The 14166-nt window shown below is 64.4% G+C and carries 14 protein-coding genes; 6 read left to right on the top strand and 8 right to left on the bottom strand.

The window, feature by feature from the left end:
- The first annotated feature begins 90 nt into the window (after positions 1-90).
- On the top strand, positions 91-684 hold the full coding sequence (locus CHB74_RS00645) for a TetR/AcrR family transcriptional regulator (RefSeq protein ID WP_089217671.1): 594 nt from the start codon (positions 91-93) through the stop codon (positions 682-684).
- 48 nt (positions 685-732) lie between these two features.
- On the opposite strand, the gene CHB74_RS00640 is transcribed toward CHB74_RS00645, so the two are convergent.
- Entirely contained in the window at positions 733-2124 is a 1392-nt protein-coding gene (locus tag CHB74_RS00640; RefSeq protein ID WP_089217670.1) for a M20/M25/M40 family metallo-hydrolase, read from the bottom strand.
- A gap of 111 nt (positions 2125-2235) precedes the next feature.
- On the opposite strand from CHB74_RS00640, the gene CHB74_RS00635 reads away from it, so the two are divergent.
- Entirely contained in the window at positions 2236-3477 is a 1242-nt protein-coding gene (locus CHB74_RS00635; protein ID WP_245842523.1) for a Xaa-Pro dipeptidase, read from the top strand.
- Here the strand turns inward: CHB74_RS00635 and CHB74_RS00630 are convergent.
- The 3 genes from CHB74_RS00630 to CHB74_RS00620 all read right to left on the bottom strand — a co-directional run bounded on the left by CHB74_RS00630 (position 3452) and on the right by CHB74_RS00620 (position 7329).
- Positions 3452-5443, bottom strand: a complete 1992-nt coding sequence (locus tag CHB74_RS00630; protein ID WP_089217972.1) for a S9 family peptidase — start codon at positions 5441-5443, stop codon at positions 3452-3454. The two genes, CHB74_RS00635 and CHB74_RS00630, sit on opposite strands and share 26 nt — an antisense overlap.
- A gap of 115 nt (positions 5444-5558) precedes the next feature.
- Positions 5559-5798, bottom strand: coding sequence for a hypothetical protein (locus CHB74_RS00625; protein ID WP_089217669.1), 240 nt, complete (start codon positions 5796-5798; stop codon positions 5559-5561).
- Between the two features lie 154 nt (positions 5799-5952).
- Positions 5953-7329 carry a M28 family peptidase gene (locus CHB74_RS00620; RefSeq protein ID WP_089217668.1) on the bottom strand — a complete coding sequence of 459 codons (1377 nt, stop codon included), beginning with the start codon at positions 7327-7329 and terminating at the stop codon, positions 5953-5955.
- 276 nt (positions 7330-7605) lie between these two features.
- On the opposite strand from CHB74_RS00620, the gene ettA reads away from it, so the two are divergent.
- Both ettA and CHB74_RS00610 read left to right on the top strand, forming a co-directional pair.
- Positions 7606-9285 (top strand): energy-dependent translational throttle protein EttA, encoded by a 1680-nt coding sequence (gene ettA / locus CHB74_RS00615; protein ID WP_089217667.1) that lies wholly within the window; start codon positions 7606-7608, stop codon positions 9283-9285.
- 2 nt (positions 9286-9287) lie between these two features.
- Positions 9288-9797, top strand: coding sequence for a GNAT family N-acetyltransferase (locus tag CHB74_RS00610; protein WP_245842522.1), 510 nt, complete (start codon positions 9288-9290; stop codon positions 9795-9797).
- A 36-nt stretch (positions 9798-9833) separates the two neighbouring features.
- Here the strand turns inward: CHB74_RS00610 and CHB74_RS00605 are convergent, their stop codons facing one another.
- Positions 9834-10469, bottom strand: coding sequence for a carbonic anhydrase (locus tag CHB74_RS00605; RefSeq protein WP_089217665.1), 636 nt, complete (start codon positions 10467-10469; stop codon positions 9834-9836).
- A 67-nt stretch (positions 10470-10536) separates the two neighbouring features.
- On the opposite strand from CHB74_RS00605, the gene lipA reads away from it, so the two are divergent.
- Both lipA and CHB74_RS00595 read left to right on the top strand, forming a co-directional pair.
- Positions 10537-11457: a lipoyl synthase gene (gene lipA, locus CHB74_RS00600; RefSeq protein ID WP_089217664.1), complete on the top strand. Its 921-nt coding sequence runs from the start codon at positions 10537-10539 to the stop codon at positions 11455-11457.
- Positions 11444-11926 (top strand): type II toxin-antitoxin system RatA family toxin, encoded by a 483-nt coding sequence (locus CHB74_RS00595; RefSeq protein ID WP_089217663.1) that lies wholly within the window; start codon positions 11444-11446, stop codon positions 11924-11926. The genes lipA and CHB74_RS00595 overlap by 14 nt, the downstream gene beginning before the upstream one ends.
- Here the strand turns inward: CHB74_RS00595 and CHB74_RS00590 are convergent.
- The 3 genes from CHB74_RS00590 to CHB74_RS00580 are packed head-to-tail and all read right to left on the bottom strand — an operon-like array spanning position 11866 to position 14136.
- Positions 11866-12390, bottom strand: coding sequence for a CinA family protein (locus tag CHB74_RS00590; protein ID WP_089217662.1), 525 nt, complete (start codon positions 12388-12390; stop codon positions 11866-11868). The genes CHB74_RS00595 and CHB74_RS00590 overlap by 61 nt on opposite strands.
- A 1-nt stretch (position 12391) precedes the next feature.
- Positions 12392-12979, bottom strand: a complete 588-nt coding sequence (locus tag CHB74_RS00585) for a hypothetical protein (RefSeq protein WP_089217661.1) — start codon at positions 12977-12979, stop codon at positions 12392-12394.
- Positions 12976-14136, bottom strand: coding sequence for a bifunctional 2-C-methyl-D-erythritol 4-phosphate cytidylyltransferase/2-C-methyl-D-erythritol 2,4-cyclodiphosphate synthase (locus tag CHB74_RS00580; RefSeq protein ID WP_089217660.1), 1161 nt, complete (start codon positions 14134-14136; stop codon positions 12976-12978). Before CHB74_RS00580 ends, CHB74_RS00585 begins: the two co-directional genes overlap by 4 nt.
- Between the last annotated feature and the right edge of the window lie 30 nt (positions 14137-14166).

Raw genomic sequence — 14166 nt, 5'->3', positions numbered from 1 at the left:
GCTGTCGCCATGGTCGCGTCCCTTGCTGTTTTACGATCGTAAAACAAGGGGCGTTTCACCGCAAGCCGGCTTGCGCTAAGCATTGCCGCGATGAGCCGCGCCACATTCACCCGCGAGGAAGCCGATTCCCGGCGGCAGGATCTGATCGACGCCTGCGCACGCAAACTCGCCGATGGCGGCGTGGCGGCGGCGACCGTGCGGGCGATCTGCGCGGAAGCTGGCGTGTCGCCCGGTTTGCTGAGGCACTATTTTGCGGGGATCGACGATCTCGTCGCGGCGACCTATCGCACCGTCGGTGAACGCGTGAAGGCGGCGCTCGATGCTGCGGTCGCGCAAGCGGATCATCGGCCGCGTGCTCGATTGTCGGCCTATGTGGTCGCCAGCTTTCGCGCGCCGATCGCCGATCCGGCCCTGCTCGCCACCTGGATCGCCTTTTGGAGCCTCGTGAAGGCCAATGCGGCCATCGCCCATCTGCATGCTGACATCTATGGTGGCTATCGCGCCGGGATTGAGGCGCTGCTTGCCGAAAATGGCGTCGCGCCGGGCGATTGCCGATTGAAGGCGGTGGCGATCACCGCGCTTGTCGACGGGCTCTGGCTGGAACTGTGCCTTGCCCCCGACACCTTCACGCCGGACGAGGCGGCAGAGATGGCGGAGCGCTGGCTGGACGCGCTGCTGGGTTGAGCGCGGCTGCCCTCCGATAAGGGGAGGGGAGCGCGCGTCCAATGCGACTTATTTCGCCAGTTCTTTCAGCAAGACATACCATTGCTTCAAACCGCCGGTGACCGATTCCACCGTAACGCGCTCGTTCAGCCCATGCGAAAAATCGTCGCTGGCCTTCATATAGGTGACCCCCAGCCCATAGCTGGGCACGCCTTCGGCGCGGAAATACAGGCTGTCCGTGGCGCCGGCCGACATATTCGGCACGATCGGCAGTCCGGGCGAGCGTGCGTCGACGGCCTTGCGCGCCGCCGCCATGACGTCAGGACGCAAGGGCGAAGCGTCGCTCGACGTCGGGTTGCCGATGATCGTGATCTTGGCCGCCGGGCCCGCCAGCTCGGCAAGCTTCGCATGGATTTCCGGGATGCCGACGCCGGGGAAGATGCGACAGTTCACCATCACCGATGCCGACTGGGGCAGGGCGTTGAGCGCATGGCCGCCCTCCAACATGGTCGCCACGCAGGTCGTGCGGATTGTGCCGATCCACTCCGGATCCTCCGAAAGCGTCGCGGCTGCCTTCGCGTCGCCGGGGTTGGCAACGAATCGCTTCATCGCCTCGGCAGTCTCCGGCGGCGATTTGGACGCGGCCGCAGTCAGCGTCGCACGGGTCAGTTCGTTGATTTGAGGCGGGAAATCATAGGCCGCGATCCGGTCGATCGCCTGGGCCAGTTCATAGATCGCATTGTCCTTGGACGGCCGGCTGGAATGCCCGCCGGGATTTGTGAACGTGATGCGGAAATCGGCATAGGTTTTCTCGCCCGCCTGCAGCCCATAAACGGTGGGCTTGCCGGTGGCTTCATCCAGCAATGCGCCGCCAGCATCGCTGTTGAGCAGCAGCTCGGCGCTCTTAAGCTCCTTGGCGAGAGCGGCGGTCGTCGCCATGTCGGTTTCCTCGTCGCCGGACAGCGCAAGAATGATGTCGCGGCCGGGCTTGAAGCCTTCCTGCTTCAACCGCACGAGCGTCTGAACCATGACGCTGACGCCAGCCTTGTTGTCGGACGAACCCCGCCCATAGACATAACCGTTCTCGACCACGGCGACGAAGGGATCGCGCTCCCAATCCTCGCGCTTGGCCTCCACCACGTCCATGTGGCCCGATAGCAGGATGGGCTTGCCCTTGCCGGTGCCGCGATAGCGGGCAACCAGCGTCGCGGTTTCGCCGCGCTTCTGGACCTGGATATCCTCCGCCGCAAAGCCGCCAGCCTTCAGCACGTCCGCCAGATATTCTGCATAAGCCGGAACCTGCCCCTGGCCCTGAACCGTGCGGAAACCAATGGATTTCTTCAGGATATCGAGCACGGCGGCGTTCTGCGTTGCTTCATTGGTCGTGGCCGCCCGCGCGGCGGTGGCCGGCTGCAATGCGGAGGCGAGGAGCAGGGCAGAAGCGAGCATCTTGATCCGCATCGATAATCCTTTCGTCGGCGGGCGAGCGATGGCACATCATCACTTGTTTTTCGGACGTATAACAAGGGGGAACGGATGGCCATCGTCCTGCGCATGCTCGCGATATTTCTGATGTTGGCTCCCTGTGCGGCATCCGCCGCAACCAGCTATGTCCGGGCAGGGCGATTGCTGGATGTCGAGCAAGGCAGGATGCTCGACGACCAGATCATTCGTATCGTCGATGGACGCATCGCTTCCATCGGCCCGTGGCAGGAGGCGCCCACGGACGGCCCCGTGACCGACTGGTCGACCTATACGGTGCTGCCGGGGCTGATGGACATGCACACGCACCTTGCCGATTTCGGCCAGACGAACAACGTCGCTGAACCCTTGCTCCATTCGCAGGCCGAAGTGGCGATCCTTTCGGTCAAGAATGCGCGCGATACGTTGCGCGCGGGCTTTACCAGCGTGCGCGACGTCGGGACGTTCCGTGCCTTCGGCGATGTGGCCCTCCGTGACGGAATTGCCAATGGCTGGGTCGAGGGACCACGGATGACGGTGGCGGGGGCCTATATCACGGTGCCTGGCGGCGGTGGCGAAGTGACGGGCTTCGCCGCCGATGTTCAGGTGCCGGCGGACATGCGCCGCGGCGTGGCCCGCAATGCGGACGAGGTGCGTGAACGTGCGCGCGACCTTTTCCAGCATGGTGCCGACTTTCTGAAGCTGATCGCGACCGGCGCCGTGCTGGCGCAGGGGACCGAGCCGGGCGCACTGGAGATGAGCGAGGCGGAAATCCGCGCCGCTGTTGAGGAAGCGGGACGCAATGGCCGTTATGTGACCGCTCATGCCCATGGCGCCGAAGGGATCAAGGCGGCGATCCGTGCGGGCGTTCGTTCCATCGAACATGCCTCGCTGATCGACGATGAAGGCATTGCGCTCGCCCAACAGAAAGGCGTCTGGCTGGTGATGGACGTCTATAACGGCGATTATATCGAGGAAGTGGGCAGGCGGGAGGGATGGCCGGCCGACATCCTGCGCAAAAACCGCGAGACGACGGATGTGCAGCGCGCGGGTTTTCGCAAGGCCGTGAAAGCGGGCGCGCGCATCGCGTTCGGCACCGACGCTGGCGTATTCCCCCATGGCCAGAACGCCCGCCAGTTCGCCTACATGGTCGCGAATGGCATGACACCGCTGCAGGCGATCCGTTCGGCAACCCTGGAACCGGCCCGACTGGTCGGTCGCGAACAGGATCTGGGGGCGATCGCGCCGGGCCGCTTTGCCGATCTGATTGCGGTGGAGGGCGATCCGCTGACCGACATTCGTGCGCTGGAGCGCGTTCAGGCCGTGATCAAGGGTGGGGCGCTGGTTCGCTGAGGGCAAGGTAGCGCGTGAACCAGTCGATATGCCGTTGAAGCCGGTCGATCTTGTAGCTCGGCACCGTCAGCCCGTGATTTTCACCGGGATAGACCACGAGTTGGGTTGGAACATCGCGGGATCGAAGCGCCTGGAACATCTGCTCGCTGCCGAGGCAGGGGACGTTCAGGTCCTTCTCGGCACAGAGGAATAACGTAGCTGCCGCGATCCTGTCGGCGCGAAGGAAGGGATAGCTCAACTTCGCATAGACGTCTGGATTGGCCCAGGGCGTGCCAAGTTCGAGTTCATAATCGCGGCTATATTGATCGGCGCCATAGCCGCCAAACAGGTTGGCGATGCCCGCGCCACTCACCGCTGCGCGAATGCGCGGATCGCTCGCAATCATATAGTCGGTCAGGATGCCGCCATAGCTCCAGCCGGAAACGCCGATCCGCGCCGGATCGATCACGCCCATCGCAATGACATGATCGATCCCCGCCTTCACGTCGGCGACGTCCTTGTTGCCCCAATCGGCGAAGATCGCGCGGGCGAAATCGAAGCCACGGCCTGACGATCCGCGGGGATTCACGGCCAGAACCGCAAATCCACGCGCGGCATAGACCTGCCAGTCCAGCATGAATTCGTGAGAGAACTGATATACCGGCCCGCCGTGAAGCCTCACGACCAGCGGGTGCTTCTGGCCCTCGCGGTGCCCCGACGGCAGCGTGAGGATGCCGCCGATCGTCACCCCATCACTGATCCAGCTCACGTCGTGCGGGGCGGCGAATTCGCGATCGGAAAGCCAGGGATTATGATCGGCAAGCACCTGGCCGTCGGCCCGGCGTAATTGGGCGGGCGTCGTCAGATTGCCTTCGACGATGGCAATCCGGTCCCCGGTGCCAACCGCCAGATCGCTCGCGAACCCCGCGCCCTGGGTGAGGTAGATAACAGTTCCGTCGACCGGATCGAGCCGGGCCAGCCACGTATCGCGATCCTGCTCGACCAGCGCCACGATCTGCCCATCGCTTGTCCAATGGGGCTTGTAGATCCAGCGATCGATATTGGCGGGCATCGTAACCGAGCCGGTTGCAACATCACCGATGGCCAGTTGGTGGGGTGAATACCACAGCCACTGATCATCGCCGGCCCTAACCCATGCCAGGCGCCGCGAATCGGCCGACCATTGCGGCCGCCCGGCGTCCCAATCGGGATTATGGTCGGCGCCCTTATGCTGTCCGAGCCTGCGCGGTTCGCCCCCGCCGGCTGGCATCACGAAAACATCGTAATTGAACCCGCGATCCGCTGCCGCATCGCGGCGCGCCACGAACGCGATCATTCGGCCATCCGGCGACCAACTCGGCAACCAATGGTCGAAATCCCCGCTCGTGATCTGGGTGGCCGTGCCCTTGGCCATGTCGACGCGGAAAAGATGCTTGCGGCGGGCATCCAGCCAGCCCCGCCCATCCTCCTTGGACTGGAAGCGGGAAACGACGATCGGTGGCGCCGTCGGCTTGTCGTTTACCCCAACCCGGCCACCGACCTCGGCGACGACAATCGCCACACGTCCATCGGGCGAAAGGCAGAAGTCGCTGATGCCGCCGTTGATTCGCGTGACCTGCCGTGGCGAACTGCCGCTAACACGCATGCGCCAGAGCTGCGTTTCCTCACTTTTCCCGGCATCGCTGAGGAAGGCGACATACTTGCCGTCGCCGGAAAAATCTGGCTGCCATTCGCTGGCGGCCGGTGTGCGGGTCAGCGGCTTTGCCTGCCCTTCTGCCCAGGACGCGACCCAGATATCGCTGGTGGCCTTGTCGCGTTTCGTGTCGGCGGCTTCGACGCTGTAAGCCACCATCGCGCCATCATGGGAAAAGGCGGGGTCCGAGATATCCTTGAGCAGCGCGGCATCGGGCGGCCTGAAAGGCCCCGCATGGAGCGCGGTGGGAAGGCTGGCAACCGCGATCAGCGCGCACAAGCGATATATCGTCATAAGCAGCAGATTTGTCGGCAGATTGCGACCGCGCAAGCTGCAAAAGAAAACGGGCGCCCCGAACCGGGACGCCCGCTCTTTTCACGAATGCCCGACGAACGGGCATTGCGACGAATTACATCGCGTTCGTGGCGTTCTCGACAGCCGCAGCAGCGTTGTCGGTCACGTTCTCGACAGCCTCAACGGCGTTGTCGGTCACGTTCTCGATCGCCGCAGTGGCGTTGTCGGCCGTCGCCTCGACCACTTCGGCGGCGTTTTCAGCAGCGTTCTCGACGGCGGTTTCGGTCGTCGAGTTGTTGCACGCGGCCAGGGTCATCAGGCCGGCGGCAGCGAGAACAAAGCTAAGCTTCTTCATTCGAGCAGCTCCCATAGTTCTTATCAGGGGCCGGCCCGAACGCCGTCCCAGCGGCCCCCCATAGCGTCGCCCCCGTCAGCGTCAACGCCAAATTCAGCGAGGGTTAAGAGGTTCTGCCGTCTCGAATTGCTTAGCACAAGTGCTTTTCGTGCGGTCATTCGTCCCCGGTAGGAGCAACCGGCCCCAATTCGGCCGGTTCATTTGCCACTGTTGCGATCATCGCTGTCCATGCCGCGACGTTCTGCGCAAGTTGCGTGCGATCGACTTTGTCGAGCGTGTCATCCGGCGTGTGATGCAGGTCGAAATAACGCGTTCCGTCCTGCCGCAGCGCGATGACAGGCACGCCGGTGGCCGCCAGCGGGCCAATGTCCGATCCGCCGCGCGCCGCGTTGTTGCCACGGGCCACGCCGATCGGCGCGAGCGCCGCCGCCAATCGATCGACGACCGGCAGCGCTGCCTGATTCACATAACTGTCGAAGCGATAGACGCGATCGGCACCGAAATCCGATTCGGCGAGAATCGCATGCTTTTCATCGCGATGTGCGTCGCGATAGGCCTTGCCGCCGAGAATGCCGACCTCTTCGGCACCGAACCACACCACGCGAATCGTCCGCAGCGGCTTGCCCGCATCCATCACCCGCTTGGCGGCCGCCGCGACGATGCCACAGCCCGTCGCGTCGTCGATCGCCCCAGTGCCGAGATCCCAGCTGTCGAGGTGGCAGCCGACCAGAACGATGCCCGCCTTCGGATCGCGACCGGGGACTTCGGCCATCAGGTTGCCCGACTGGCGCGTGCCGATGTTGCGCGGGGTCAGCACCAACTTCATCGAAACAGGCTTGCCGCGTGCCACGATACGCTTGAGCTGTTCGGCATCCGGCAGGCTGAGGGCGGCAGCCGGGATCGGGGTTATACCGTCGGCCCAGCTCTGCACGCCGGTATGCGGGTTGCGGTGGAAATCAGTGCCGATCGACCGGATCACGATCGCAGCGGCTCCCTTCTGGCTCGCGATCGAGGGGCCCTTCCGGCGGGCGGCGCCGAATGCGCCATAGCTCGATCCGTCCTGCGTCGTGCCCATCGCATGATCGACGAAGACGATCTTGCCGCGCACCTGCGCATCTGTTGCGGCCTCGAGCGCCGCGAGGCTCGGAAAGGCGACGACTTCGGCGGTGATGCCTTCGGGGGGCGTCGCGCCACTATTGCCGAGCGCCGCGAGCACCAGCTTTTGCGGGAATGGCGAGACGATTTCGGCCGTTTCCTCGCCGCGCACCCATACCGGCATGTCGAACGGCTCGATCCGTGCGTTGCTGAAACCGAGCGCCTTGAGGCGTGCGAGCCCCCAGATCCGTGCCCGAGCTTCGGCCTCCGTGCCGGCGAGGCGCTGGCCGACTTCCGTCGTCAGCCCCTCCGTGATGTTCCAGGCGATCTCGTCCTTGAGCGCCGCATCGCGCAGCGCGGCAACGTCGAGGGTCTGGGCAAGGGCGGGGGCCGTCATGATGGCGGCGGTGGCGCAGGCGACAGCGGTCAGGCGCATAAGGGCAACGGCTCCTCGAAAATCGTATATATCCGCCAAGTGGCCGAACGGGGCTTGCAAAACAATAGGTGAGGGGCGCTGGCAGGAGCCTATCGACCCTGACGAGCAGCGGTGCTGCGCTTGACCGCGTGCCGCGCCCAACTATCTACATCGTCGATTGCCCGACATCGCATCGCGATCGATCGGCCGCCGCGCCGGTTTGCCAAGCGTTCGCCGCTCGGCTAGGTGCGGCGGGATTTTTCCGCCGCTTTGACCGACTAATCCGGAGACCGCCACGTGGCCGCCCAATACGCCTTCGTCATGAAGGACATGACCAAGACCTTCCCCGGCGCTCCCAAGCCGGTGCTGAACAACATCAACCTGCAATTCTATCAGGGTGCCAAGATCGGCATCGTCGGCCCCAACGGCGCCGGCAAATCGACCCTGATGAAGATCATGGCAGGCATCGACACCGATTTTTCGGGTGAGGCGTGGCCGGGTGAGAACATCACCGTCGGCTATCTGCCGCAGGAACCGCAGCTCGATCCCACCAAGAATGTGCTCGAGAACGTCAAGGACGGCGCGCGCGAAGTGGCCGACATGGTCGACCGCTTCAATGCGATCTCGGCCGAGATGGGTGATCCGCAGGAGGACACCGATTTCGACGCGCTGCTGGAGGAGATGGGCGAGCTTCAGGGCAAGATCGACGCGGTCGACGGCTGGACGCTCGACAACCAGCTCGAAATCGCGATGGAAGCGCTGCGCTGCCCGCCCTCCGACTGGTCGGTCGAAAATCTGTCGGGTGGTGAAAAGCGCCGCATCGCGCTTACCCGTCTGCTGATCCAGAAGCCGTCGATCCTGCTGCTCGACGAACCGACCAACCATCTCGATGCGGAGAGCGTCGAATGGCTGGAAAACCACCTCAAGGAATATGCCGGCGCGGTGCTGATGATCACCCACGACCGCTATTTCCTGGATAATGTGGTTGACTGGATCCTCGAGATCGATCGCGGGAAGTATTTCCCCTACGAAGGCAATTATTCGACCTATCTGGAAAAGAAGGCCAAGCGCCTCGAGCAGGAAGACCGCGAGGAATCCGGCCGCCAGAAGGCGATCAAGGACGAACTCGAGTGGATCCGGCAGGGGCCCAAGGGGCGCCAGACGAAATCCAAGGCGCGTATCGCCAAGTTCGACCAGTTGGTCGAGGCGCAGCAGAACCGCGCGCCCGGCAAGGCCCAGATCGTCATCCAGGTGCCCGAACGTCTGGGCGGCAAGGTGATCGAGGTGGAGAACATCTCGAAGGCCTATGGCGACAAGCTGCTGTTCGAGAATCTCTCGTTCACGCTGCCCGCCGGCGGCATCGTCGGCGTGATTGGCCCGAACGGCGCCGGCAAATCGACGCTGTTCAAGCTGATCACCGGTCAGGAAACCCCGGATACCGGCACCATCGAAATGGGTTCGACCGTGCGTCTCGGCTATGTCGATCAGAGCCGCGATCACCTCGATCCCAAGAAGAACGTCTGGGAAGAAATCTCCGACGGGCTCGACTATATGAAGGTCAATGGCCACGACGCCTCGACCCGTGCCTATGTCGGTGCGTTCAACTTCAAGGGCGCCGATCAGCAGAAGAATGTCGGCAAGCTTTCGGGTGGTGAGCGCAACCGCGTCAACATCGCCAAGATGCTGAAACGGGGCGGCAACGTTCTGCTGCTCGACGAACCGACCAACGACCTCGACGTCGAAACGCTCGGCGCGCTGGAAGAAGCGATCGAAAACTTCGCCGGTTGCGCCGTGGTGATCAGCCACGACCGCTTCTTCCTCGATCGTCTCGCGACCCATATCCTGGCGTTCGAAGGCAACAGCCATGTCGAATGGTTCGAGGGTAATTTCGAGGCTTATGAGGAGGATAAGCGCCGACGCCTTGGCGACGCCGCTGATCGCCCCACGGCGCTGGCCTACAAGAAGCTGACGCGCTGACGATGCACGCCGCGATGGCGGAGATGGTTTGCCGGCCGGTGGCGGCCGGCGATCATGATGCCATCGCGGACCTGCTGTCCGCTGCCTTTCCCGGGCCGGAGGAGGCGCGACTGACGGCGCAATTGCGCGCCGATGGCGATATCGCGCTGGAGTTCGTAGCCGTCTCTGACGGCGCAATTCTGGCCTATGTCGGCTTCTCACGCATGCAGGCGCCGTTCCGTGCCGTGGGCCTGGCCCCCGTGGCCACGGCCGAAGCGGCGCGCAAACGCGGCATAGCCGATCGTCTCATTCGTGCGGCCCTGGCGGTCGCACAGGAGCGTGGTTGGGAAGGGGCCTTCGTGCTCGGCGATCCGGCTTATTATGGTCGTTTCGGTTTTCGAACCGATCGAGCCGCCGGATTTGCGTGCGAATATGCCGGCCCGCATTTCATGGCCCTGGCGTTGCAGGGCGACGCGCTGCCTGTGACGAGCGGCGAGGTGCACTATGCACCTGCTTTTGCCGCTCTAGGCTAATCCTTCGCTGCCCGGCCCATTTCGGCCGGCGCCGGTTCAGGCCGGGCCGAAATTGCCCGTTTCGGGGTCCAGCACGTGCAGCACGCCGTCCGCGATGGCGAAATAGGATCCGTGGAGGCGCAGGCGGCCTTCACGCTCCCGCGCGCGGATGCACGGGAAAGTGCGGAGATTGGCCAGGCTTACCTTGACCGCGGCCTCCTCCATCGCGCGATGGGCAGCGGGGCCTTCCTGGCCATGCAGGGCGACAACCTCGTCACGCGCCGGCTTCAGCAGGTCGATCCAATCGGCGATGAAGCCGCCTTCGCCGGGGCGCATATCCTTGAAACGCTGGCTCAGGGCGGCAGAGCAACCGCCGCAGGCGCCATGGCCCATGACGACGATTTCTGAGACTTCCAGCTGCGTCACGGCGAATTCGAGCGCCGCCGAAACGCCATGATGGCCGCCGCCGGTTTCGATGGGCGGGACGAGATTGGCGACGTTGCGCACCACGAAGATTTCGCCGGGCGAGGTATCAAAAATCCGCGTCGGGTCGACTCGGCTGTCGGAGCAGGCGATCACGAGCACCTTGGGGCTCTGGCCCTCCGCCAATTCGGCCCAGCGGGCCCGTTCGCGGGACCATTCGCCGGTCTTGAAGCGGCGATAGCCTTCGATCATGTCCTGAAAGTCGCTCATGCGCTCCGCCGTAGCGTCGGAACATGGGGGGTGGCAAGTGGGCGCAAGCGTCGCTATCTGGCGCAGCATGACCGAGCCCCTCGCTCCCGCCGCATCGCCCCGCACGCGCAAGCCCGATTGGATCCGTGTCCGTGCGCCCGTTGGCGAAGCCTTTTCGCAGACGCGCCAGCTGATGCGCCGCCTCAACCTCGCCACTGTGTGCGAGGAGGCGGCCTGCCCGAATATCGGTGAGTGCTGGACCAAGAAGCACGCCACGGTGATGATCCTTGGCGATACGTGCACGCGGGCTTGCGCCTTCTGCAATGTGAAGACGGGGATGCCGCGCGCGGTGGACACGCAGGAGCCCCAGCATGTCGCGGATGCCGCAGCGGAGCTTGGGCTGGAGCATATCGTCATCACATCGGTCGATCGCGACGATCTTCCCGATGGCGGTGCGTCCCAGTTCGTGAAGGTGATCGAGGCGTTGCGCCGCACGACGCCGAACACCACGATCGAGATCCTGACCCCCGATTTCCGCAACAAGGCGCAGGCGGCGATCGAATCCATCATCGCGGCGGGCCCCGACGTCTACAACCACAATCTGGAAACGGTGCCCCGGCTCTATCCGACGATCCGGCCGGGCGCGCGCTATTACGCGTCGTTGCGCCTGCTGGAGACGGTGAAGCGGCACGCCCCATCGATCTTCACCAAATCTGGCGTGATGGTCGGCCTTGGCGAGGAGCGGATGGAAATCCATCAGGTGATGGACGACATGCGTTCGGCCGATATCGATTTCCTGACCATCGGGCAGTATCTGCAGCCGACGCCGCGCCACGCCAAGGTGGCCGAATTCGTGACCCCGCAGACCTTCCAGGCTTATGCCGCGATCGCGCGGGCCAAGGGCTTCCTGCTCGTCGCGTCGAGCCCGTTGACGCGGTCCAGCTACCATGCCGGCGACGATTTCGCGAAGCTCCGCGCTGCCCGCGAGGCCCAGCTTGCCAAAGCATAGCGAAACCCGCCATTTGCCTTACACGCCGGAGCAACTGTTCAATCTGGTTGCCGACGTGCCGAGCTATCGCGAATTCCTGCCCTGGGTGGCGGCCGTGCGCGTGCGTTCGGACAGCGATACCGAGATGGTCGCGGACCTGGTGGTCGGTTTCAAGGGCCTGCGGGAGAATTTCACGTCGCTCGTCCACAAGCGGCGCCCGGATTCGATCCGCGTCGAATATGTCGATGGCCCCCTGAAATATCTCCATAATGATTGGGGGTTTCGGCCGGACGGGCAGGGGGGAACCCTGCTCGACTTCTCGGTCGATTTTGCCTTTCGATCGGCGATCTTCGAAATGCTGGCGGGCCAGGTGTTCGACCGCGCGCTCCGCAAGATGATCAATGCCTTCGAAGAGCGCGCCGCCGAACTTTACGGCACGGGAACGGACGCCCCCGGCATCAGCAGTTCGAGCGCTACCAGCGCGGCCTGAAGGCGGATTCCGCCCCGCCCCAGATCGCCGAATTCATGGGCGTCGGCGGTTACATCCTGCGCATCCCCGCCTTTCTGGGCGCGCGCAAAAACCACCGTGCCGACGGGCTTCTTGTCGCTCCCGCCATCCGGGCCGGCAATGCCGGTGATCGCCACCGCGGTGTCGGCATCCGCCCGTTCCAGGGCGCCGCGTGCCATGCCCCATGCCACCGCGATCGATACGGCGCCGAAGGTTTCCAGCACATCGAGGCTGACACCCAACACGCCGAGCTTTGCCTCGTTGGAATAGGTCACGAAGCCGGCCAGAAAAACGTCGGACGATCCGGGTATCTCGGTCAGCGCTGCCGAAACCAGGCCGCCGGTGCAGCTTTCGGCGACCGCGACCGTCTTTCCGGCGGCGCGGTTGGCTTCGATCACGCGGCGCGCGGCTTCCACGAGAACGGATGGCAAGGTCGTGTCGGGCACTTCATTCGCCTCCCGCAGCAGGACAGATGGCAAAGGCGCTCTCGCCGGGCTGATCGTCTTTGGATCCCAGAATGGCGAGCATCGCCGTCAGTTTGCCCAGATTGGCCGCCGGCAACGGGCTCAGCAGTTCGACTGCCTCATCGACGCTGCCGCAGTCACTTGGCTTGATCGATTCGGCGATCGCTACGCCCACGATGCTGGTCACCATCGCCTTTTCCGTTGTTTCGCCAAGCGAAGAGATATCGGTTCCGGCCATGGACGTCACCGCCGCACGCGCCATCGGCCAGTGGCGGTCGCTGTCCAGTCGATAGCGTTCGGCAAGCGCCGGTGCTGAACGGCGCAGGAACGAGCTTTCGGCGAGGCTGCCTGCGCATTTCTTGGCAACGCCTTCGATCAACGAGGGCAGGGCATAGGTGATCAGCCCTTCAAGCTGGGGCCGCGTGATGCATGCGGAAGCCGCCTCGCCTTTCGCAGGCTCCAACTGCCGGGCTTCTTTGGCAAGGGCCGGCGGCGCCGCGCCAAGGGCAAGCGACAGTGGCAGCGTGGCAAACAACAAGCGCACGTCAATTCCTTCCGCTCTCAGGCTCATAGGTCTTCCGGCAATCTCACCGTGGCGATCGCCTGGGCGGCGATCCCTTCGCCGCGACCGGTGAAGCCCAGCCGCTCGGTCGTGGTCGCCTTGATGCTAACCCTGCGCTCGGGGAGCCGCAACAGCGCCGCGACGCGGGTGCGTATGCTGTCCCGATGCGGGCCGATCTTGGGGGCCTCGCAGATGATCGTCAGATCCACATGGTCGACAATGCCGCCGCGCTCGACGATCAGGCCAAGGGCATGTTCCACGAAGCGGCCGGAATCCGCGCCCTTCCATTGCGGGTCGGAGGGCGGGAAATGGCTGCCGATGTCGCCATCGCCGATGGCGCCAAGCAATGCATCGGTCAGCGCGTGCAGGGCAACGTCGGCGTCGCTATGGCCCGCGAGCCCACGCGAATGGGGAATGCGGACGCCGCCAAGCCACAGTTCGGCCTTGTCCGCGAAAGCGTGGACATCGAAGCCAAGGCCGGTGCGCGCGATCATGCGTGCGGCCATCCGCTGTTCGGCCACGGCAATGTCCTCTCCGAAGGTGATCTTTGCCAGAAGGGCATCGCCCGGCACGATGGCGACGCGATGACCAGCAGCACGCGCAACCTGCGCGTCGTCGGTTGCTTCCCGATCATCGGGCCATGCCCGGTGTGCTGCCACGATGGCGTCGAACTGAAAGGCTTGCGGCGTCTGAACGCGATAGAGCTGGTCGCGCGGCACGACGTCACCCAAAATGTCGGTTCCGCGCGCCAGCGTGTCCGCAACCGGCAAACCGGGGATGGCACCGGGGTGATGTTCGAGCGCCTCGACCAATCGGTCGATCACCGCGCCCGGCAGATTCGGGCGGGCCGCGTCATGGATGAGGACGTGCGACGCCCCCTCGATGGCCGCCAGTCCGCGCAGCACCGAATCGCGCCGCGATGCGCCGCCGATCACCGGCGCCGGCAACAGCCGTGTGCCGATTGCCTTGCTGTAAAGCTCTTCCTGGCCAGCACCGATCACCACGTGCACGGCGGCGATGGCTGGGTGCGCAGCCAGCGCATCCACCGCATGCGCGATCACAGCTTTGCCGCCGATCTTCCAATATTGCTTGGGCAAATCGCCGCCGACGCGCTCCCCTTTGCCGGCCGCGACAACGAGCGCGACAATATGCGTGCTTCGGGTCATGCCCGCCCGTTAGCCGAGGCTGGCCTTGCC

Source organism: Edaphosphingomonas laterariae, from assembly GCF_900188165.1.
GTDB lineage: Bacteria > Pseudomonadota > Alphaproteobacteria > Sphingomonadales > Sphingomonadaceae > Sphingomonas_E > Sphingomonas_E laterariae.
This window is presented reverse-complemented; position numbering and strand designations above follow the sequence as displayed.

Bases quoted from the DNA above. Each gene is read 5' to 3' on its own strand.
- CHB74_RS00645 (WP_089217671.1), top strand. From the start codon at position 91: ATGAGCCGCGCCACATTCACCCGCGAGGAAGCCGATTCCCGGCGGCAG.
- CHB74_RS00640 (WP_089217670.1), bottom strand. From the start codon at position 2,124: ATGCGGATCAAGATGCTCGCTTCTGCCCTGCTCCTCGCCTCCGCATTG.
- CHB74_RS00635 (WP_245842523.1), top strand. From the start codon at position 2,236: ATGTTGGCTCCCTGTGCGGCATCCGCCGCAACCAGCTATGTCCGGGCA.
- CHB74_RS00630 (WP_089217972.1), bottom strand. From the start codon at position 5,443: ATGACGATATATCGCTTGTGCGCGCTGATCGCGGTTGCCAGCCTTCCC.
- CHB74_RS00625 (WP_089217669.1), bottom strand. From the start codon at position 5,798: ATGAAGAAGCTTAGCTTTGTTCTCGCTGCCGCCGGCCTGATGACCCTG.
- CHB74_RS00620 (WP_089217668.1), bottom strand. From the start codon at position 7,329: ATGCGCCTGACCGCTGTCGCCTGCGCCACCGCCGCCATCATGACGGCC.
- CHB74_RS00610 (WP_245842522.1), top strand. From the start codon at position 9,288: ATGCACGCCGCGATGGCGGAGATGGTTTGCCGGCCGGTGGCGGCCGGC.
- CHB74_RS00605 (WP_089217665.1), bottom strand. From the start codon at position 10,469: ATGAGCGACTTTCAGGACATGATCGAAGGCTATCGCCGCTTCAAGACC.
- lipA (WP_089217664.1), top strand. From the start codon at position 10,537: ATGACCGAGCCCCTCGCTCCCGCCGCATCGCCCCGCACGCGCAAGCCC.
- CHB74_RS00585 (WP_089217661.1), bottom strand. From the start codon at position 12,979: ATGAGCCTGAGAGCGGAAGGAATTGACGTGCGCTTGTTGTTTGCCACG.
- CHB74_RS00580 (WP_089217660.1), bottom strand. From the start codon at position 14,136: ATGACCCGAAGCACGCATATTGTCGCGCTCGTTGTCGCGGCCGGCAAA.